Origin of the sequence: Streptomyces sp. NPDC052043 (assembly GCF_044548235.1) — a bacterium.
GTDB lineage: Bacteria > Actinomycetota > Actinomycetes > Streptomycetales > Streptomycetaceae > Streptomyces.
The window spans coordinates 296981-316407 of record NZ_JBIUBT010000011.1; the positions used below are offsets into that span (position 1 = coordinate 296981).

Consider the following 19427-nt stretch of genomic DNA (forward strand, 5'->3'; position numbering starts at 1 on the left):
AACCACCTGTGAACACCGACCTGCACTTTCCGCCATACGCTCCAGGGCGTGTGCCGTTCATCGGACACGCGGTGCCGTTGGCAAGGGACCGTCTGGCCTTTCTGCAGCGCCTGCGTGAGCACGGGCCGATCGTGCGCATCTCGATCGGTCCGAAGACTTTGACCGTCATCAACTCTCCCGACCTCGTGCAGGAGATGCTGACCAGGAAATCGGGGCAGTTCAGCAAAGGGCTCCTGTTCGAGAAGCTGAAGCTCTTCGGCAACGATGCCCTGCCGGTCGCGGAGGGCGGCCGGCACCTGAGGCGCCGCCGCCTGATGCAGCCCGCGTTCCACCACCAACAGGTCGACCAGTACGTCCGGACCATGCAGACCACCGTCGAGCCGATGATCGCGGCATGGCAGAGCATGGGCCCACTGGATCTGAAGACCGAGATGCAGTTGATGACGCAGAACGTTGTCATGGGGGCCCTGTTCTCCACCGTCCCCGACCGCAAGACCGGGCACGCGATTCTCGAGAGCGTCGACACCCTGTTCGCCGCGGCGCTCCGCCGTGCCCTGCTGCCACTTCCCCTCCTCGAACGGCTGCCGACCCGGGGGAACAGGCGGGCGCGGCGTGCCGGTCAGGTGATGCGCGCTGCCGTGGGTGAGGTCATCGCCGACCACCTGGCGCGGCCGGACGAGCACGACGACATCGTGTCCCTCCTGCTGTCCGCCCAGGAGCCGGACGGTACGCCGCTGGCCGACGAGGACATCCTGTCCGAGGTCACGGGCCTGCTCGCGGCGGGTTCGGAAACCACCGCGGTCACCCTGACCTGGTTGTTCCACGAGCTGAGCCGTAACCCGGACCTGGAGCGGCAGTTGCACAGCGAGGTCGACGCGGCCCTCACGGACGAGCCCTTGACGACGAAGACTCTGAGCCGGCTCACGTTCACGCGCAGACTGGTCAACGAGAGTCTGCGCCTGTACAGCCCGGCATGGCTGGTGACCCGTCAGACCACCGAGCCCGTGCGGCTCGGAGCCGTGGATCTGCCGGCCGGGGAGGACATCGTGTGGAGCCCCTACACGCTGCACCGTGACCCCGGTCTGTACCCCGACCCGCTCCGCTTTGATCCCGACCGTTGGCTGCCCGAGCGTCCGCAGCCCCCGAAGGGCGCGTTCATCCCGTTCGGGGCCGGGAAGCGGCAATGCATGGGCAACGAGTTCGCCGTGGCCGAAGCGACCCTGATCACGGCTCTGATAGCGTCCCGCTGGCGGCTGCGGCCCGTCGCCGGACCTGCCGTTCGGCCGGTCGGAGCGATCACTCTGCATCCGTCCACGTTGCGCATGACCGCCGAGGCGCGGACCCCTGTGCGCCGCCACCAGGAGGCCGCATGACCCGTACCGGCGATGCGGTGACGATTCTGCCTCAGCCGGACTTCACCGCCACGTTCCCCGGTCCGTTCCCCGCGAGTCCGCACGGGGAACGGACGGAGCGCCGACTCCTCGGCTGGCTGGAGGAGTACCCGCTGCTCCCCTCCGCCAGGGCCAGGAGCGTTCTGGTGAACATCACGAGTCACGGAGTGTCGCGCACCTTCCCGACCGCCGACGCGGACGATCTGGTGCTGTTCGCGGAACTCCTGCTGTGGCTCACCGCGTTCGACGACGTGCACGGCGAGAGCAACGCCGCCAACGACCTGGTTGCCCTTGTCGACCGCACCGCGGAGCTGACGCTTGTCCTCGCCGGCGGCAGCCCGCCTCCCCTCACGAACCCGTTCCCCGCCGCCCTGTACGACCTCCTTGCCCGTTTCCGGGCCCGGACCGGCCCGGCCGCGTACCTCCGACTTGCCGCGAGCCTGCGCGACACCCTCATGGCCCTGGTCTGGGAAGCACACCATGTGGCGGAGCCGGAGAGGGTCGCGCTTGCGACCTATCTGGAGATGCGCCCGCACACCGTGTTCGTCAGGACGATCATCGCCGCGGCGGAGATCGTCCTGGACTACGAACTGACGGACGCGCAGCGGGCGCTGGCGCCGGTACGGCATCTGGAGACCGCTGTGGCCAACCTCGCGGGCTGGATCAACGACTTGGCCTCCTACGAGCGTGAGGCGGCGCGAGGGCCGGCGCAGCCGTTGAGTCTGCCCACGCTGTTGCGGGCGCGGCACGGCGGAAACCTGGAGGAGGCGTTCGCGCGCGCCGGCGGTATGTGCGAAAACGAGGCAGCCGTCGCCCGGCAAGGGATCACAAGCCTCGCCTGCGACCCCCCGAGCGCGCTCGCAGCCCACGCCCGCGCCCTGGAGGACATCGCCCGCTCCTTCGTCTGGCACACCAGCCATGCCCGATACCAGGGCCCCGAACGCGGCGCGGCCCACACCAGTCGTTGAACCAACGCGGGAGCCACAGCTCCACAAGACCGCGGAACCGGGTACGTCGGGGGAGGCGTACCGCGTCCACAGACCTCGTGGCCGCACTCAACGGCAGGCTGATCCAGGCCCACTCGGCCGTCGGGCACCTCGCATACAAGGAGGGGCCCGACGGCCAGGAGCCGGCAGCGGGGAGCTGAGTCAGCCCGGCAGCTCGGCTGGACCGCCGACCGAACGCCCCACACCGCCTGCCGCGCGATCGGCCGTCGCAGGAGCGGCGCCACCCTGGCTGGACTCGGCCCGGTGGTCAGGTCGGAGAAGGCTCAGCGGGTGAACGTCTCGCGGACGGTGCCACCGGCCAGCGCGCACCACGTGCTGAGGTCGGTCCTGCCGGTGGGGCGGAGGTTGTGCAGGCGCTGCATGTCCTGCACCGCCTTCATGGTGTTGTGGTCGTAGGTGCCGGTGATGCCGACGGTGTCGGCGTAGCCCTTGATGGTGAGCAGGTACTGCGCCGCCTCGACGGGCAACCCGGAGGAGTCCTTGTCCAGCGTGGGGGCGAGCGCTTCCCAGGTGGGGGTGTCGAAGGTGGCGTCGGGGGTGACGGCAATGCCATGGCTGGTCTGGAAGTCGGCGACGACGGCGTTCATGTCGGTGCTGAACACGCCGTCGATGGGCAGGTCGCCGTAGCCGGCGTTCACCAGCAGGTACTGGGCAACCTGCACCACCTGACTGTCGACGAACCGCCAGATGTCCGGCCATCTCCGTGTCGGCGCGGCGGCAGGCGACACGCCCATGGACTGCAGTACCCGCTTGCGGATCTGGGGGAAGAGTCGGTAGAAGGCGATGCCGGGACAGTCGGTTCCCAGGCGGAAGTCCCAGTGGCCGAAGATGTCCCACGCGTTCAGGTGGAACTGCCGACACACTGCGGTGCACAGTTCCACCAGCGAGTCCAGCAGTGCCGCCGGTGGGGTTTCGGTGACGTAGGTGCCCTCGTTCTCGATCCCGATGGCGTTGCCGTTCTCCCCCGGACAGTGGGCGGCGGTCACCTGGTGCTCGCCGGCGACGAGGGTCTCCAGGCTGCGGTGCCGGCCTTCGAGGACGTAGCCGCCGCGGCTGACGGTGAAGTGCTGCCCCGTGTCCGCCCAGCCGTTGGTGTCCATGTGAAGGTCCTGGCAGTCACGTGCCAGCTGTATGGCGTGCTCGCGGGAGTAGTCCGTGACGTTGGGGAACGCCATGTGATGCAAGATGATCTTGTTGGTGGTGTTGCCGGTGATCGCGGTCGGACTGGACGGCGGGCGCGCGCCCCAGCTGTCGCAGTCGATGATCCAGGGGAACTGCGGCGAGGGAGTGGCGCCGGCGGCGGTCGGGAACGCCACCTCCGTGCCGACGACGGCGGCGACAGCCGTACCCAGGCTGACCCGGAACAGGGTGCGGCGATCGACTTCGTGCTCGTGCATCACCATGAGGACTCCGAAGTGAGTGGATAGCCCAGGAGTGTGGGCGGCCTGTCGGAGACTATGCAGTGAACGTCCGTTTATCCAGGTGCAGTTCATCAGTTTCCCCGCCGCCCTGATCTGCTTCCGATCACGGCCCGGTGGGTGCGCATCGTCGCATCCGGCTCCTCGGCGGTGGTGCACCGGTGACGTCGAGGTCATGGCACCGGCCGAACTCCGCGACCGCATCGCCGAGACGGTACGGAACCTGGCCACCCGCTGCGAGGAGAAGGTCACTTCCGACCTTCTCCGGCGTTCTGACGGGAGCGCAGGTACCGGACTTCTCCGGTGCCTTTCCCTCGTTGTCCTCTCTGACCCTGCGTCTGACCTGCCGGAGCTACCAGTCGGCCGTCGACCTGTCACCACTGCAGAACCTGCCGCGCAAAGGTCGACGTCACCCTCGTGGACGTCGGGAAAATCCACGGCCTGGAGACACTGGCTGCCGACCGAGTCGCCGTACGGCACGAAGGACGGGGCAGATCCGAGGGGCGGACCGGAAGCGGGTTTCTGCGGTGGTTCCGCACCTGACATGCCGCGGACGTCCCGGGGCAGCCGTGACCTCCCGGGAGCCCGACCTCGCGGCCGAGACTGTCGTAGGCGCGCGGTACAGTCCGTTCCTCCGACTGGGGAGGGTTCATGGCGACCAAGTGGAGCTTGACGATCGACTGCGTGCACCCGGCGAAGCTGGCCGCGTTCTGGGCACTGGCGTTGGGCTATGTGGAGAAGCCCGCGCCCCCAGGGTTCGGGAGCTGGGAGGAGTGGTTCTCGGATCATGGGGTTCCGGAGGACGAGTGGGATGACGGGGCGTACCTCTCGGATCCGGACGGCGTAGGCCCCACGTTGTCCTTTCTGAAGGTGCCGGAGCCGAAGGTTGTGAAGAACCGGCTGCATGTCGACGTGCAAGTTGGCGGTGGCCGTGACACACCGTGGGAGGTGCGCTGGCCGCGCGTGGTCGAGGCGGTGGAGCGGTTGACCGCCGCGGGTGCGACCGTGGTCCGCGAGGACGAGTTGCAGGGCAGGCCGGATCACGTGGTGATGGCGGACCCGGAGGGTAACGAGTTCTGCGTGGTCTGACGGGTCGTCGGTCAGGCCAACGAGAGTCGTCAGGAGTTGCGACTGCGGCTGGGGCCGCCGCTGTGGCGGCTCGCGGCAAAGCGGGACGGGGGCATGCCGAAGGTGCGTGTGAAGGCGGCGGTGAACGCGGCGGGAGAGGCATAGCCGAGACGGACACCGACCTCGCTGACCGACGCGGTGCGCAGCAGTGGCACGGCCGCGAGCAGGCGGGCGCGGGCTCGCCAGACGGCGGGGCTGTCACCGGTCTCCCAGCGGAAGCGCCGGGTGAAGGCCCGTTCGCTCATGGCCGTCCTCGCGGCCCATGCGGCGTTGGTGACGCCGGCGTCCGGGGCGGCCAGGTACTCGCGGCAGAGCTTCGCGAGGTCAGCGGCGGCGGGAATCCCGACGTGGAACGGGAGCGGGGCGAGCTCCGCGATCTCGTGCAGGAGGAGGGTGGCAATGCTTCCCTCCCGTCCGGACAGGCTGTAATCGATCTCGAACTCGACAGCGGCCAGGAGCAGTTCGCGCAACAGCGGCGGAACGTTCACGACCGTGCAACTGGCGGGCCACCAGGGGATGGCGCTCGGCTCGATGTACAGGCTCCGGGTGCTCACCCCCAGCATGTGGACCCGGTGCCGGGTGGCGGCCGGAATCAGTACGGCGCGCTCGGGCGGAACGGTCCAGGTGCCCTCAGCGGTGTCGACGACCATGACCCCGGTGGCGCCGTAGAGGAACTGGGCACGCCGGTGTTCGTGCCAGTCCAGTAGGTGGCCGGGCGGGTAGTCGGTGCCGATCGGCAGGACGACCCGGTCGGCGTGGTCGACGTCGGCCAGGGAGACGTTCCTCACCCAGCCACCCTACTGGCTGAGACGCGAAGGAATGGTGCCGGACATCGCATGCGGGACACCTGCCGGAGCTGGTGGAGTGGGGGCTGTGGATGTTGTGGCATTGATCGGGATCGGGCTCCTCACCGGGGCGACGACGGTGTTGTTCGGGTTCGGCGGCGGGTTCGTCACGGTGCCGGTCGTGGTGTGGGCGGATGCCGCGCTCGGCGCGGACGCGATGCAGGTGGCGACTGCCACCTCGGCCCTGGTGATGGTGGTGAATGCGGGTTTCGCGACAGCCGTCACACCACGGCGGGTGCTCCTCGCGCTCCGCGGCAGCGGCACGCTGCTCGTCCTGCTGGCGGCCGGTGCCTCGGTCGGCGCGCTCGCCACGCGCCTCGCCCCGGCCGATCTGGCCCGCTGGGCCTTCGTCGCGTACCTCGCTCTCACCATCGCCGACGTGCTCCTGCGCCCCGGCTTCCTGCGCCCGGCCCCCCGGATCGAGGCGACCTCCGATGCCCCGCGTCCACTGCCGACCGTCCTCGGCGCGCCGGCCGGTGCGGTCGCAGCCTTCCTCGGCGTGGGGGGCAGCGTGATGACTGTCCCCGCGATGCGGAGGGCCGGGCACACGATGCGCGTGGCGACTGCGCTGGCCAACCCCCTCACCCTCGCCATCGCGCTGCCGGCCACCGCAGTGTCTCTGGGCGGCGCCGCGGTCCCCGCTGCTGCTGACGCGCACCTGCACCTGGTGGGTCTCATCGACCTTCGCGCTGCCTCGGCGCTGCTCCTCGGAGCTCTGCCGGTGATCGCGATACTGCGGCGGCGTCCGCCCCGGATCCCCGACCGCACCTACGCCTGGGCGTACATCGGACTGCTTGCCCTGGTGACAGTCGCCATGCTGCTCTCTGCGTAGGGCCTGACCCGCGACCCGCAGCTGCGCCTTCACGACGGTCGGGTCGCTCCGCCGTCCTCCGCCTGGTCACCCTTTCCGCGCTGGTCGTTGTCGCTGAACGTGGGGACGACACCGGTGTCCTGGGCGATCCTGGCCACCATCTCGGCGAGCCGCCTGCAGGCCTGCTCGATCTTCTCCTGGGCCTGGTTCCGCTCGGTGATGGCTGCGGCGAGCAGCAGCGCGGTCAGTGCGGCGGCGCCGTTGAATGCCTGCAGAGCGATCATGTTGGCGAGCAGGCTGTGACCGGTGAACGGGCCCGATCTGTGGGTGGCGGCGAGGATCGCGAAGGTGGATACGGCCAGCGCGCAGGGCGCGGCTCCGGCCCGCTGGAAGCGGAAGGCCGCCCAGGTCAGCAAGGGGAAGGCGAGGAAGAGCAGCGGTGCGGGAGAGGTCTGGAGGAGCCCGATGCCGATGGTGGCCGCCCCAAGAAGGGATCCTTCCAACCACCGGGAGAGGGGCGCGTCGTTGGGCCGGCGCGCCGAGCGCAGGGCGAGCAGTGCCGGCGCGACCACCAGGACGCCCATCGCGTCGCCGGTCCACCAGACCCACCATGTCGGCCAGAACCCGCCGGGCAGCGCGCGAGTGAGGTGCAGGGTGCCGCATCCCACGGTTGCGCTGATGAGCATGCTGGTGAGCGCGCCGAGGAAGACCAGTGCGAGTGCATCTCGCAAGCGGTTCATCCGGGTGCGGAATCCGGCGCGGCAAAGGAGCGCGTAGGAGCACAGGGACGCGAGGGTGTCGCTCGTCGTGATCACAAGCACCGCGGCGATCGATGGCAGCCCCAGTGAGATGTTGATCAGGAACGCGCCGAGCGTGATCCCGGGCCAGATGCGCGGTCCGAGGAGGAGCAGTCCGGAAACGGAGATGCCGCTCGCGGGCCACAGCGGTGTGACCTGGCCGCGCACGAGTTGCTGGAGCAGCCCCAGCTTGCCCGAGGCGTAATACAGCGCGGCGACGGCGCAGATCTCCAGTGCCGCCGTGCTCCCGCGCCGGAGTCGGTCGCGGTGGGCGACCGCTTTCGGGAGGTCTTTCCTCCGGTCTCGTCCCGTACTGCGTCGTCCGCCGATCACGACCGGTTCACCACGCCGCCGCTCATCTGTGTGGCCTTTCACGAAATGCTCTGTCGGGTTTCGCCCTGTGACTGTTCTGGCCGACATCACGTGCCGAAACCCGTCGTCGTGCTCACCAGGTGACTCCTTTGGGGAGGATCACACCTGATTCATGACACTCGCGATGGTTCGCTGCGGGGTGCGCAGGGCGAGGATGGCGATGTCGTCGTGCCCGTCGCCGGGGCAGTGATCGGCAAGCGTCCGGACGAAGTCCGGCAGGGGAAGGGCCGCGTGGGCGGTGGCGAGTTCAACGAGTTCATCCAGGCCCTCGTCGAGGGACCGCCCGGGATGTTCGACGAGCCCATCGGTGAAGAAGACCACGGTCGCATCAGGAGGAAGGGGATGGGTGTGGTCGGGGCGGTGCTGCCCGCTGTCGACGTTCAGAGGCAGTCCGGGTTCGGCGAACAGATATCGCGCTCGCTGGTCGGGGGTGATCAGGAGAGGCGGGACGTGGCCCGCGCTGCTCCAGTGCAGTCTCCATGCCCCTCCAGCAGGCTCGATGCGGGCCAGGCTGGCGGTGGCGATGGGGTTGTCGGTGATGGCCTGGAGGGTGTGGTCGAGGTGGGCCAGGACTGCGCTGGGTGGGGTGCGCAGGTCGAACAGCAAAGCACGCAGCATGTTACGGGTGGAGGACATGGCGGCTGCGGCATGCAGGTCGTGGCCGACCACGTCGCCGATGACGACCGCCACCGCGCCGTCGGGCAGCAGGAAGGCGTCGTACCAGTCCCCGCCCAATGGGCTGGGCTCGGCGGCGGGTCGGTAGGTGGCGGCGGCCTCGTAGGGTCGCAGGTCGGGCAGGGTCGGCAGCAAAAGCCGTTGGAACTGCTCGGATCCGGCACGGACCTGCTCGAACAGGCGGACGTTGTCGATCGCGATCCCGGCGGCGCTGGCCAGGGCGACGAGGATGCGCTCGTCATGGACGTCGAAGGGCTGCCCGTCCGTTCGTTCGGACAGGTAGAGGTCGCCGTAGATCTCGCCGCGGACGCTGATGGCGACACCGAGCAAGGTGTGCATGGGCGGGTGGCCGGGCGGGAACCCGGTCGAGGCGGGGTGGGAGGAGATGTCGTCGACCCGCAGCGGTTCGGGGTGATGGATCAGGTACCCGAGCACGCCGAGGCCGCTAGGGAAGTCAACCCCAGCCAGGGCCGTGCGTTCCTCCTCCGTCATGCCGGCGACGATGAACTGCGCCAGGTGATCGCCGGAATCAGCAAGGACTCCCAGCGCACCATAACGGGCGCCGACCAGGTCCATGGCGGTGGTCACGATGCGATGCAGCACCGCGGGCAACTCCATCTCCCGGGTGATGGCCACCACCGCGTCCAACAGCCCCTGAATCCGGCCCTTTGCCGCGGCCAGGGCACGCAACTGCTCGTCGATCCGACCCAGCTCGACGTCCAGCCGCCCCAGCAGGTCACGACCGCGCGGCCCCTCCTCCCCGCTGCCGCGTGTCATCACGATCCTCCACTGGACCGGTACTCGTTCGCCACCGCGTCCCCGCTCACCCCGCAGCGGCAGGTCAAGGCCCGTGCCCAGATCCTGCGATCCATCCGGCCATCACGACGGATCCGCTCACACAGACACTCACGCGAGCGGTGCATGCCGGCCTCCTGACACACCCGGGATCAACAAAGACCACACAGCGTCACACGGCTGAACACCCCAACCCGCCCATTACTCCACCAGCGGCATGCCCTACTCGAACACACCCTGGCGGTTCCCTTCCCAGTGCCGAAGCAGCGGCTCGCGGTCTCGCCGCCCCGACAACTCCCGTCCAGCCTGTAGGAAACACTGGCCCAGATACGGCGATCGCTCGGATCAGGGCGCACGCGACCTGGCGCACGCCACCGGCCCGGAACACCTCGGGTTCGGCCCGCACCATGGCCAGGATCGCCGGAACTCCGTACTCGGGATGCCGGTGACAGACGCGGGGAGGTTCAATGAAAGTGGACGATCACCTGTGCAGGGGGTGAGGCGTACGAGTACGAGCCCTGTGTCCGAGGTCGCCGCGCGGCAGTCGGGCGACGGAGCGGCGCTGGTGCTGGACGGCTACGGGACGGTGCTGGCGTGCACGCCGGGTGTCGTGGCGCTGCTCGGCGCGCGGTTCACGGAGCTGATCGGCAGGCCGTTCGCCGACTTCCTGTCCGCCGGGTCGAGCAGGGGGATGCTCCCGCGCGACGGTCGGGCGATGCTTCGCCGCAGTGGCGGCCCCGCGGTGAAAGTGCGCCTGATGGTGCTGCCGCTCGGCGGCGGCCTCGAGGCTCAGAGCCTGGTGTGGGCGGTGCCGGAGGCGGTGGCCGCGGATCAAGAACAGGACCAGGCTCTGGTGCGCGCCCTGTCCGGGCAGACCGAGATCGGGCTGGTGCTGCACGATCCGGATCTGCGGATCGTGCGAAGCAGCCACCCTCCGGGGGCCGTCTGCCCGCCCGCCGACGCCGGGGCCGGACTGCCAGGGGCAGCCCTGGACGAGGTGCTGGTCCCGCAGGACGCCGCGGCCGTCGAGAAGCAGTTGCGCCAAGTCGCGCAGACCGGGGTGCCGGTGACTGACCAAGTGCTCCGAGCCCGCTATCGCACGGCGCCCGAGCAGGAGCGCGTCATCTCCCTGTCGGCGTTGCGGCTGGAGGACCGCGACGGCCGCAGCACTGGCGTCGCAGTCCTCTTCCGCGACGTCACCGAACGCCACCAGGCGCAGCGCCGGCAGACTCTGGTCGAGGGGGCAGAGAAGCTGCTGCTGGGCTCGCTGGACATCGTCGCGACCGCCGAGGGGCTGGCCAGCGTGCTGGTACCCGAGTACGGGGACCTGGCGGCGATCGACCTGGCGGAGGCGGCACTGCTGGGTGAGGAACCCGGCGACCTCTCACTCGCGGCACCGCTGCGGCGGGCCGCGGTGGCCGGGTCGTGGCCGGCCGAGCTGTTGCCGGTCGGGGCCCTGGTGCGGGTCCGGGATCCGGAGCACGAGCCGGTCTACCAACGCCACGCGGTGGCCGTGCCGGACCTGTCCGAGCTGCGGGCCGCGCTCGCCGACGACGCCGAGGGAAGTCGCCAGGTGCTGCCGGACGCGGCGACATCGCTGCTGATGATGCCGCTGCGAGCCCGTGGGCGGCGCCTCGGCGCAGCTGTGCTGTGGCGGTGTGGCACCCGGGCGCGTTTCGACCAGGACGATGCGACGCTGGGAGCCCAGGTCGGTGCCCGGGCTGCGATCAGCCTGGACAACGCCAGGCGCTACACCCGCGAGCGCCGCACCGCCGAGATCCTGCAGCGGAGCCTGCTGCCTCAGGCAGACGTCCAGGTCAGCGCGGCGGAGGCGACCGGGACCTACGTGCCGGCCGGTACCGCGACGGGCATCGGCGGGACGTGGTTCGACGTGATCCCACTGTCCTCGTGCCGGGTGGCGTTCGTGGTGGGCGACGTGCTGGGGCATGGTGTCGAGGCGGCAGCGGCGATGGGGCGGCTGCGTACCGCCGTGCAGACCCTGTCCGACATGGACCTGCCCCCTGAGGAACTGCTGGCCCACCTCGACGACCTGGTCACCCGACTGTCGCAGGCGGAGCGGGCGGCGTCTGCCCCGTCTGCGGGGCACCGGGTGGGCAGCGTGCTCGGCTCGACGTGCGTGTACGCGGTGTACGACCCCGTCACCGGACTGTGTGCGATCGCCAGCGCCGGCCATCCGCCGCCGGTGCTGTCCGCCCCCGGGCAGTCCGCTTGTTTCGCGCAGGTCAAGCCAGGGCCGCCGCTGGGGGTGGGTGGCCTGCCGTTCGAGTCGATGGAGCTGGCGATGGAGCCGGGGACGCTGCTCGCCTTCTACACCGACAAGTTGCTGGCCCACCGCCAGGACGGCACCGAGGAGCGGTTGCGGCAGTTGCGGGACCAGGTGCAGGCCGCGGCTCGGGAGGACCGGTCGGCGAAGCAGACCGGACACGTGGTGCTGCGGCACCTGCTGCCCCAGGCACCCGAGCAAGAGGTGGCCCTGTTGATCGCCCGGCTGTACGCCCTACCCCGGGGGGCCATCGCCGCCTGGGAGTTCCCCGCCGACCCGGAGGCGGTGAGCCGAGCGCGGTACGCGGTCACCACCCAGCTGGCCGTCTGGCAGATGGAGGAGCTCGCGTTCACCACCGAGCTGCTCGTCAGCGAACTGGTGACCAACTCCATCCGCTACGCGGGCGGCCCAGTGGGCCTTCGGCTGATCAGGGACAAGACGTTGATCTGCGAGATCTCCGACCCGAGCCAGACCCAGCCGCGGCTGCGCAGAGCCCTGGTGACAGACGAAGGAGGCCGCGGACTGTTCCTCGTCGCACAACTCGCGCAGCGCTGGGGCAGCCGCTACACCAGCCACGGCAAGACCATCTGGGCCGAGCAGCAGCTACCCGTCCACTGACTCTCGCCCCGCGCCTGTTCCTCGTTCGATCTCGGGTGGTCGCCGGATCCTGCTGGCCGAGGGCCTGAGGTGGCGCACGCCGCACGTTCTCGTCACGGTTCGGCCGTGCTCGCAACAAAGAGCGGGGACTTCCCGCAGTTCGAGTCTCGTCGCTGCCATCAGCGAGTGGCTTTGACCAGCGCTCATCCGACACCGGCCCGGACGGTCGCGGAAGCATCAGGAAGTCATGACGGCCCGGTCGGACTCGCTGCGCAGCACGCAGAACTCGTTGCCTTCGGGATCGGCAAGGACCGCCCAGCCAGAGCCATCGGGATTCCGGAGATCGGCGACAAGGGAGGCACCGAGGCCCAGCAGCCGTTCCACCTCCTGCTCACGCGAGGTCTCCGGGCGCAGACACAGATGGACCCGGTTCTTGATCGTCTTAGCCTCGGGCACCTGGCTGAAGTACAGCGCCGGGCCATCCGCCAGCGACACCTGAACCTCCGGATCACCCGGTTTGTCCTCCGGATGCAACGGCCTGCCGGTCACCCTGCTCCAGAACCGGGCCAGTTCGTAGGCATCCACACAGTCAATCGCCACGTTCTGCAATACCGAGACCATGCGCGCGAGTTTTCCTGACTTCCACCCCAGATGCCACCGAGTTGCGCTCGCTCCTGGCGCGCGCACCTGGCAGCTCTTTCGACACGCCCTGGCGGAGCGGGGAGCGAAGGCCATCGGCGTGGACCCGAGCCAGCAGATGATGGCCGTCGCCCGCGGCCGGTGGCCTGAGGCGGACTTCCGGATCACGGAGGCGTGCGAACTGCCACTGGCGGACGTCTCGGTGGACGGCTACAGGTGCCGGGTCGTCGCACACCCTCTGAACAGGTGCGCGCCGTAGGCGAGGGGGCCGCGGCTGGATGCCGCGGCCCGCTCTCTTGGGTGCGCCGCCCGACGGAGTCGTCACGTACCGCTGGCGGCAGTCCCCTCCCCGTGTCCGGAGGTCAGCCGGTGAAGGCCGTGACTCCCTCCGGGGTTCCCCAGCCGGTCGGGCCGTCGTAGCCCGACTGAGCGGTGCACAGGTACGTGGGGGAGCAGGTGCCGTTGTTGCCGCTGGTGACGTCGTTCAGGGCGGAGGTGCCGGCCGCGTTGTACGGGAACTTCGCAGGGTAGGAGCCGCTGGACGGGGTGCCCGCGAGGGCGTACACACTGGCGATGATCGGCGACGAGGCGCTGGTGCCGCCGAAGGTGTACCAGCCGGCCGTGACGCCGTAGGAGTCGTAGACCGAGACGCCGGTCGCAGGGTCGGCGACGGCCGCCACATCGGAGATGGTCCGCTTGGAGCAGCCGGTGTCGGTCTGCCAGCTCGGCTTGGTGTCGTAGGCCGAGCAGCCGGAGCCGGTGCCTTCGGTGCTGTTGGTCTTCCACACGGTCTCGGTCCAGCCGCGGGCGGATGAGGAGGACTTCGACAGGGCGGTGCCGCCGACGGAGGTGACGTACCGGGACGCCGCCGGGTACTCCGCGCCGTAGCCGCTGTCACCTGCGCTGACGGTGATGGCCACGCCGGGGTGGTTGAAGTACGAGGAGTCGTACGTGCTGTCGGAGGAGGACTCGGAGCCGCCGTAGCTGTTGGAGATGTACTTCGCGCCGAGCGTGACCGCCTCGTTCACCGCCGTGCCGAGGTTGGCCATGGTGGGGGACTTGGCCTCGACGAGCAGGATGTTGCAGAGCGGGCAGATGGCGCTGGCCATGTCGAGATCCAGGGAGATCTCCTCGGACCAACCGGCGTCGCTGGAGGGCAGGGAGGTCGTGGAGCCGGTCTGGCTGACCTTCTTGAAGCAGCCGTTGGCGGTGGTGCAGGCTGGCAGGCCGTAGTAGGAACGGTACTTGGCGAGGTCGGACTCGGCGTTCGGATCGTTGTAGGCGTCGACGATGGCGATGGTCTTTCCGGAGCCGTTGGAGGCAGCCGCGGAGGTCAGGCCGTAGGCCGACTGGAGGTCGCTGGGCCCGTAGCCGGACGGGGTGGAGGCGTCGGCGGCCTTGGGGGTGACGCCCTTGGCCTTGGCCTGCGCCTTCTGGAACGCGGTGAGGCCACCGGTGACGCGCAGTGCCTTGCAGGCCATCTCGCCCGCCTTGCTCGGGACGGCACAGGCGCGGGTCCACGTCACCTTCGAGGACGTGGTGCCCGCCGCGGCGTCCGCGTGGACGGCGGTGCCGAATCCGGCGAGGACGAGGGCGACGGTGGCGGCGCCGGCGGAGCCGACGCGGCGCCACCGGCCGTGCAGGGGGGCTCGGTTCGCTCTGTCAGAGGGTGAGGTGCGCAACGTACTGCCTCCTGGAAATGGGTGACAGGGGCTGTGCGAGTGCGTGCGTTACGCCGGTACGGTGTCCCCGGCGGCGGGCCGAACAGGCCCGCGAAAGACGATGACTTGTTGGGTACGCGACAACAAGAGCCTTCTGGAATTCTGACTTCCGCCTTACCGAACGAGGGCTGCGCGTGACGCTCCGATGGCCGCCCGATGGCTTGTCGCTAGCAGTCGCTTGACCCAACTCACAGGATTATCAGGGAGCTTGAGTGGACATCGTTCGGAACCGGTGCCTTCACTTGCCGAAAACCTCATCCGCCCTGGCGGGAGAGGGTCAGGTCCGCTGGAGTGGTGTATCGAGGGCCACTCGGTGAACTCGTTTTGAGGCTGTGTGGTGAGTTCTGTGGCGGTCGGGGAAGATGCCGACCACGTCAGTACGGTGCCGGATCTCCTTGTTCAGGCGTTCTGGCGGATTGTTGGACCGGCTCTGCCGTCAGAGCTCGCGGGGGAGGCGGTGAAGGCAAGCAAGGCCAAGCTGCGGCGGCGTCCAAGTGGGCGTTGGCTTTGGGGAACGAAGGGGAACGCGGCGTTCGCCGCCAGCGGCGGCCCGTTGGCGCATGGGATGCGAGCCTCCTGAGCTCGCATACCGGGATCATCCCATACGAGTGATCACCAGACACACGCGGGTTGCCGGTCACTGACCACGGTCCTAACCTGACGGCATGTTAGGTATCGGGCACTTCTGGGCTTTTCTCGCCGTGGTCGCTGCGCTGATCGTTGTTCCGGGGCCGAGCGTGGTGTTCGTGGTCGGGCGCGGGGTGGCGCTCGGACGCCGGGCGGCGCTGGCCACAGCGATGGGCAACAACGGCGGCGTGATGATCCAGGCCGTGCTGGTGGCTTTCGGGTTGGGAGCCGTGGTCACGCGATCGATCATGGTGTTCTCGGTGCTGAAGTTCGCCGGCGCGCTGTATCTGGTCTACCTCGGCGTCCGGACGTGGCGGCATCGCGGGGAACTGGCCGTCACGGACGCGCAGCAGCGGCTACCCGCAAACGTGCGACGCATCGTCTGGCAGGGCTTCATCGTCGGGATGAGCAATCCGAAGGGCTTCCTGATCTTCTCCGCGGTGCTGCCCCAGTTCGTCAACCGCTCGGCGGGGCACGTGACGCTGCAGCTCCTGCTCCTTGGCATCGTCTGCGCCGCTGTCGCTCTGGTTTCCGACTCGGCCTGGGGGCTCCTCGCCGGGACCGCACGTGACTGGATCCGCGGGTCGCCCCGCCGCCTGTCCGGGATTGGCGCAGTGTCCGGGGCGGTGATGGTCGGCCTCGGCGTCCGTCTCGCTCTCACCGGGAATGACGTGTGACAACGGGTACTCGAAACGTTGCGCGGGTCGCCGGTTACTGAGACAGGCTCCTAGTCATCAGTGATGGGGTACATGTCGGCATAGGGGTCGGGCTCGCCGGTTTGCGGGTCTAGCCCGGCCACGAGCCGTCGACGTTGCTCGCGCCAGCTGACGAAAGTGTCTGTCCGCTTCCAGAGGGACGCATCGCCGAGTGGGCAGGCGTCGAACCGGCCCAGCATCATGCGGGTGATGAACTGGACCATGCCGCAGTCGAACAAGGCCGAAGGCGACTCGCCCCATGAGTGGTGCCGACGCCAGGCTACGACAGGCCACTTGTCCGGATCGGGGTCGTTCATGAGCCAAGCCATCTCGTTGGCATTCATCCCAGAGCCCCAGGGCAGAACGGCATCGGCACCGAGCGTGACGCCCGGGACGCCTGCGTCCTCATCCCAGAGCCCACGCAGGCCGACTGCCATGCTTCCGATGTGACACGCTTCCCACCCGCACACGTCACTCGGGAGCGGAGGCAGAATGACGAGCTCTCCGATATCGCCCGCGCCGTACGTGTCCAGCAGAGTCTTGTAGTCACTTGGCAGCTTGGTGCCCAGCGTAGCTTCGGCTACATTCCAGTCGATCCGCTCGCCACCTGCCAGGTCTGCCGGCACAAGATCGAGCAGTACGGCCACGTCAGGATGAATGCCCATGGCGGAGTCCCCCTTGAGTAGGTGGTCAGTAACCCTAGTTGTGCGGGCTGACACCGTTGCTCGGGGTAGCCAGGTCGGCGGCGCTGCGAACCCGGTCGACGTGGGGAGCCATCATAACGATCACCGAATGCAGGGTGAGAACCATGCACTGGCGACCTCACCGACATTCCGGCCGAGGCTGGCGACCGCGACCCACAAGCAGGTCGTGCTGCCGGTCTCGTTGCACACGAGCATTTCGACAGGCCAGCACCTCAACCGCATCCGGTAGGGTGGACGCCGCTCGCCACGGCATCTTGATCGGCGCTCCTCGGCTCAACCGACCTGGGCAAGCCATGCGCGGTAGCGGGTGGCGAAAGGTTCGACGCCGTCGCGCAGTGCCCCTGCCAGCCACTCCGCGGCCCTCTCCGCGTGGCCGATGACATGTGGCGGGTAGCCGTAACGTTCCTGGTGGTCGGCGAACTCATCCTCATCGGCGACGTAGACGGATCCGTCTCCGCGGGTCCGGCAGACATCCAGGTCCAGATCGACCATGGTCACTTCGCCAGTGTTCGCCCACTCGGGCGGCGTGGTGACGTCGCAGTACACGTCGAGCCGCGCGGGTGCCTCCTGAAACATGGCCGTCCACCAGGCATCACAGGGAAAGAGCATGACTCGTGGCTCTTCAGTGACGTAGACCTCGGTCTCCGCGCCTTTCCCGTAGATCGTCCCGATCGGCGCACCGAGCCAGACGCCGTACTCGTCCTCGCCGAGCCGCAGCATGGTGTGGTGCCAGTGCAGGCTGCCGTCGAACTTGCGGACGGTGACGCGAACCTCTCCTCGATCCATGCTGGGAGGCTACGGTGTGCACGCCAAACCGGTGAACCTTTCCGGTCACGGCACTGGAAATGAACGAAACCAGGTCAGGAATCTCCCTCGATGAGACCGAACCCTTCAGGGAAGCCCTCCAGGAATTCACGACGCGACGGATCTGCCTCCTCCGCGGCCATCGAACCGATCAGATCGATGAACTCGATTCGCTGATCGCTCGTCAACTGTGTCACCAGAGCGGCGACCCCCTCCAGGACCTTGACCGCGTCATCAGAATCCATCTGGTCGTCCTCGCACGCCTCAACGAACCAGAGAACGTCGACCAATGCCTCCGCCAGAGCACGGATCAGCGACGGGTACACGGGCATCGGAATGACCTCCACCGAGCGTTTGACAGAGCGCGGCCATCTCACCACACGGCATGACATCACTGACGGTGAGCTCCACAGAAAACTGACCAGAGCCGATCATCGAGGCCCGGATGTCGATGACGAATGACGGCAGCTTCGTGTCCCGCGACCGGGTGACGGTCGTGGGATCGCCCAGAGGGCTGCCGGATGACGCCGACCACGCAGTGCGGCAACCCGTAGCGTCCTGCCGCTCCCGTCCCACCACGCCGGAGCAGGCGTCTTCTATTCCCCTTCGTCCCGTACGGATTTTTCGAGCAGCGTGAACGACTTTGGCCTGCCGCCTGGTTGCGGCTTTCCTTCCTTGCGCCCGACAACCTGATAGCCGGCGTTGAGGTAGTACGCATTCAGACGTGCGTTGCCGGTCAGGCAGTCCAGACGTACCAACGGTCTGCCCGCCTCGGCCACGCGGCGCTCCGCGACTCGCAGAAGCTCCCGCCCTGTACCGGGCGGGACGCTGCCGTGGTCAACCATCAGCCGGTGCACATAGCCGGCCGTCGGCGGCTGCGGCCCCCAGGCGTCCTCGTCCTCCCACCACAGCTCCCAGGCTCCGACCACACGATCGGCAACCTCCGCTAGCCATAGTTCCCCACTGTGCATGATCCGCCGGAAGTGATCCTCGCCCAGCTCACCAGGCCGCCACTGACCCATGACGCCCTGGGCCAGCATCCAGCGGGCAGCGCCGTCGCGCAGACGCACTACAGCGGCAAGATCAGCGTCGTGAGCAAGACGGAAGCGTAGATCGTCCACGCTGCGATCTTCGCACAGGTGTCCGCCCCCGTATCGACACGCCGCCACGATGGTCACGCCGGATAGCCGCATACAGCCCCACCTCCGTCCGCGGCATGACCAATACCCTTCGCCACGTCGCCGAACTGCATAAGTCCGCGCGTCGAGCAGTTGAGCAGCAGCCAGTTCGAACCCGGTCTCCTCCCGAACCTGGCGGGTCAAAGCCCCCACCGGCTGCTCACCTGGGTCGATTCCTCCGCCCGGCAGGTGCCACAACCCCGGAGTGAAGATTGGTGATGCGTCCGCCAAGCGGGCCAGGAGCAGTCGATCTTCCTGAACCACGATGGCGTATGCCGAGACGTGAATCTGCACGCGAGCATCCACGCTCTCCGCCCCTCTCCACATCAAAGCGAGCCGGCGAGGACTCCAGCCCCAGGAAGATCGACTTTCCCAACGGACCCTAGCTCTCGGACTTGATGACTTCCATGGTGAGGTAGGAGATCACGCGGTTGACGGCGGGGATGGTGACGAGTTTGGTCATCTGGAAGACGGCGTAGGCGTCCGCGTCGGGGACGGCGACGCGTAGGAAGTAGTCGGGTACGCCGAAGACCCGGCGGACTTCGATGACCTCGTCGAGTGCGGCGACGGTCGTCTCGAAGCGCCGGAGGCTGTCGACGTCGGTGACGGAGACTTCGACGGAGACGATCACTTCCACGCCGCGTTTCATGGCTGCCGGGTCGATGATGGCCCGGTAGCCGGTGATCACTCCGCGTTCTTCCAGCCTCTTGAGCCGTCGCAGGCACGGTGGGGGAGTCAGGCCTACCCGGGCCGCGAGCTCGACGTTCGACATCCGCCCGTCCTGGCGCAGGTGAAACAAAATATCGCGGTCGATGGCATCCAGAGTTTCATCATTGCCCATGGTGGCGATCCTAGGGCGGAATCGGCAACCATATGAGGCTCGTAATTTTCTAAAATTGCTCATAGGTCAGTCAGGGCATCCGGTTTGTTGCGTCCCGC

The 19427-nt window shown here is 68.4% G+C and carries 18 protein-coding genes and 2 pseudogenes; 7 read left to right on the top strand and 13 right to left on the bottom strand.

Annotated features, from left to right (window positions below; all coding sequences use genetic code 11):
- Window positions 1-50 precede the first annotated feature (50 nt).
- Window positions 51-1373, top strand: coding sequence for a cytochrome P450 (locus ACIHCX_RS27160; protein ID WP_400033841.1), 1323 nt, complete (start codon window positions 51-53; stop codon window positions 1371-1373).
- Window positions 1370-2359 (top strand): hypothetical protein, encoded by a 990-nt coding sequence (locus tag ACIHCX_RS27165; protein ID WP_400033843.1) that lies wholly within the window; start codon window positions 1370-1372, stop codon window positions 2357-2359. Before ACIHCX_RS27160 ends, ACIHCX_RS27165 begins: the two co-directional genes overlap by 4 nt.
- 302 nt (window positions 2360-2661) lie before the next feature.
- Here ACIHCX_RS27165 and ACIHCX_RS27170 read toward each other — a convergent pair whose 3' ends face one another.
- Window positions 2662-3795 (bottom strand): N-acetylmuramoyl-L-alanine amidase, encoded by a 1134-nt coding sequence (locus ACIHCX_RS27170; protein WP_400033845.1) that lies wholly within the window; start codon window positions 3793-3795, stop codon window positions 2662-2664.
- Between the two features lie 672 nt (window positions 3796-4467).
- On the opposite strand from ACIHCX_RS27170, the gene ACIHCX_RS27175 reads away from it, so the two are divergent.
- Window positions 4468-4905 carry a VOC family protein gene (locus ACIHCX_RS27175; protein ID WP_400033847.1) on the top strand — a complete coding sequence of 146 codons (438 nt, stop codon included), beginning with the start codon at window positions 4468-4470 and terminating at the stop codon, window positions 4903-4905.
- A gap of 29 nt (window positions 4906-4934) precedes the next feature.
- On the opposite strand, the gene ACIHCX_RS27180 is transcribed toward ACIHCX_RS27175, so the two are convergent.
- Window positions 4935-5732: an AraC family transcriptional regulator gene (locus ACIHCX_RS27180; protein ID WP_400033849.1), complete on the bottom strand. Its 798-nt coding sequence runs from the start codon at window positions 5730-5732 to the stop codon at window positions 4935-4937.
- Between the two features lie 85 nt (window positions 5733-5817).
- On the opposite strand from ACIHCX_RS27180, the gene ACIHCX_RS27185 reads away from it, so the two are divergent.
- Window positions 5818-6621, top strand: a complete 804-nt coding sequence (locus tag ACIHCX_RS27185) for a sulfite exporter TauE/SafE family protein (RefSeq protein WP_400033851.1) — start codon at window positions 5818-5820, stop codon at window positions 6619-6621.
- A 29-nt stretch (window positions 6622-6650) separates the two neighbouring features.
- Here ACIHCX_RS27185 and ACIHCX_RS27190 read toward each other — a convergent pair whose 3' ends face one another.
- Window positions 6651-7730: an MASE1 domain-containing protein gene (locus ACIHCX_RS27190; RefSeq protein ID WP_400033853.1), complete on the bottom strand. Its 1080-nt coding sequence runs from the start codon at window positions 7728-7730 to the stop codon at window positions 6651-6653.
- A 138-nt stretch (window positions 7731-7868) separates the two neighbouring features.
- The gene (locus tag ACIHCX_RS27195; RefSeq protein ID WP_400033855.1) at window positions 7869-9221 is read right to left on the bottom strand and encodes a PP2C family protein-serine/threonine phosphatase; all 1353 of its coding nucleotides are present in this window, start codon (window positions 9219-9221) and stop codon (window positions 7869-7871) included.
- A 538-nt stretch (window positions 9222-9759) separates the two neighbouring features.
- On the opposite strand from ACIHCX_RS27195, the gene ACIHCX_RS27200 reads away from it, so the two are divergent.
- Window positions 9760-12141, top strand: coding sequence for a SpoIIE family protein phosphatase (locus ACIHCX_RS27200; RefSeq protein ID WP_400033857.1), 2382 nt, complete (start codon window positions 9760-9762; stop codon window positions 12139-12141).
- A 216-nt stretch (window positions 12142-12357) separates the two neighbouring features.
- Here the strand turns inward: ACIHCX_RS27200 and ACIHCX_RS27205 are convergent, their stop codons facing one another.
- Window positions 12358-12741, bottom strand: a complete 384-nt coding sequence (locus ACIHCX_RS27205) for a VOC family protein (RefSeq protein WP_400033859.1) — start codon at window positions 12739-12741, stop codon at window positions 12358-12360.
- Between ACIHCX_RS27205 and ACIHCX_RS27210 the strand changes: the two genes are divergently transcribed.
- Entirely contained in the window at window positions 12740-13018 is a 279-nt protein-coding gene (locus tag ACIHCX_RS27210) for a class I SAM-dependent methyltransferase (protein ID WP_400033861.1), read from the top strand. The two genes, ACIHCX_RS27205 and ACIHCX_RS27210, sit on opposite strands and share 2 nt — an antisense overlap.
- Window positions 13019-13121: 103 nt before the next feature.
- On the opposite strand, the gene ACIHCX_RS27215 is transcribed toward ACIHCX_RS27210, so the two are convergent.
- Window positions 13122-14441, bottom strand: a complete 1320-nt coding sequence (locus ACIHCX_RS27215; RefSeq protein WP_400033863.1) for a peptidase S8 — start codon at window positions 14439-14441, stop codon at window positions 13122-13124.
- Window positions 14442-14829: 388 nt separating this feature from the next.
- A pseudogene (locus ACIHCX_RS27220) lies at window positions 14830-14913 on the bottom strand (transposase); the annotation flags it as partial.
- A 232-nt stretch (window positions 14914-15145) separates the two neighbouring features.
- Here ACIHCX_RS27220 and ACIHCX_RS27225 point away from each other — a divergent pair.
- Window positions 15146-15784, top strand: a complete 639-nt coding sequence (locus ACIHCX_RS27225; RefSeq protein WP_400033865.1) for a LysE family translocator — start codon at window positions 15146-15148, stop codon at window positions 15782-15784.
- A gap of 50 nt (window positions 15785-15834) precedes the next feature.
- On the opposite strand, the gene ACIHCX_RS27230 is transcribed toward ACIHCX_RS27225, so the two are convergent.
- From ACIHCX_RS27230 to ACIHCX_RS27255, 6 genes and pseudogenes are all read right to left on the bottom strand, one after another.
- Window positions 15835-16467, bottom strand: coding sequence for an SMI1/KNR4 family protein (locus ACIHCX_RS27230; RefSeq protein ID WP_400033867.1), 633 nt, complete (start codon window positions 16465-16467; stop codon window positions 15835-15837).
- A 312-nt stretch (window positions 16468-16779) separates the two neighbouring features.
- Window positions 16780-17292 carry a DUF402 domain-containing protein gene (locus tag ACIHCX_RS27235; protein ID WP_400033869.1) on the bottom strand — a complete coding sequence of 171 codons (513 nt, stop codon included), beginning with the start codon at window positions 17290-17292 and terminating at the stop codon, window positions 16780-16782.
- A 74-nt stretch (window positions 17293-17366) separates the two neighbouring features.
- Window positions 17367-17642: a hypothetical protein gene (locus ACIHCX_RS27240; RefSeq protein WP_400033872.1), complete on the bottom strand. Its 276-nt coding sequence runs from the start codon at window positions 17640-17642 to the stop codon at window positions 17367-17369.
- A 264-nt stretch (window positions 17643-17906) separates the two neighbouring features.
- Window positions 17907-18431, bottom strand: coding sequence for a GNAT family N-acetyltransferase (locus ACIHCX_RS27245; RefSeq protein WP_400033947.1), 525 nt, complete (start codon window positions 18429-18431; stop codon window positions 17907-17909).
- 141 nt (window positions 18432-18572) lie between these two features.
- Window positions 18573-18815, bottom strand: a pseudogene (locus tag ACIHCX_RS27250) (NUDIX domain-containing protein); the annotation flags it as partial.
- Between the two features lie 55 nt (window positions 18816-18870).
- Window positions 18871-19329, bottom strand: a complete 459-nt coding sequence (locus tag ACIHCX_RS27255) for an Lrp/AsnC family transcriptional regulator (RefSeq protein ID WP_400033874.1) — start codon at window positions 19327-19329, stop codon at window positions 18871-18873.
- Between the last annotated feature and the right edge of the window lie 98 nt (window positions 19330-19427).

What these genes read in the sequence shown, in the direction of transcription:
- ACIHCX_RS27165 (WP_400033843.1), top strand. Translation starts at nt 1,370, where the DNA reads ATGACCCGTACCGGCGATGCGGTGACGATTCTGCCTCAGCCGGACTTC.
- ACIHCX_RS27170 (WP_400033845.1), bottom strand. Translation starts at nt 3,795, where the DNA reads ATGCACGAGCACGAAGTCGATCGCCGCACCCTGTTCCGGGTCAGCCTG.
- ACIHCX_RS27175 (WP_400033847.1), top strand. Translation starts at nt 4,468, where the DNA reads ATGGCGACCAAGTGGAGCTTGACGATCGACTGCGTGCACCCGGCGAAG.
- ACIHCX_RS27195 (WP_400033855.1), bottom strand. Translation starts at nt 9,221, where the DNA reads ATGACACGCGGCAGCGGGGAGGAGGGGCCGCGCGGTCGTGACCTGCTG.
- ACIHCX_RS27210 (WP_400033861.1), top strand. Translation starts at nt 12,740, where the DNA reads ATGCGCGCGAGTTTTCCTGACTTCCACCCCAGATGCCACCGAGTTGCG.
- ACIHCX_RS27205 (WP_400033859.1), bottom strand. Translation starts at nt 12,741, where the DNA reads ATGGTCTCGGTATTGCAGAACGTGGCGATTGACTGTGTGGATGCCTAC.
- ACIHCX_RS27225 (WP_400033865.1), top strand. Translation starts at nt 15,146, where the DNA reads ATGTTAGGTATCGGGCACTTCTGGGCTTTTCTCGCCGTGGTCGCTGCG.
- ACIHCX_RS27230 (WP_400033867.1), bottom strand. Translation starts at nt 16,467, where the DNA reads ATGGGCATTCATCCTGACGTGGCCGTACTGCTCGATCTTGTGCCGGCA.
- ACIHCX_RS27235 (WP_400033869.1), bottom strand. Translation starts at nt 17,292, where the DNA reads ATGGATCGAGGAGAGGTTCGCGTCACCGTCCGCAAGTTCGACGGCAGC.
- ACIHCX_RS27240 (WP_400033872.1), bottom strand. Translation starts at nt 17,642, where the DNA reads ATGCCCGTGTACCCGTCGCTGATCCGTGCTCTGGCGGAGGCATTGGTC.
- ACIHCX_RS27255 (WP_400033874.1), bottom strand. Translation starts at nt 19,329, where the DNA reads ATGGGCAATGATGAAACTCTGGATGCCATCGACCGCGATATTTTGTTT.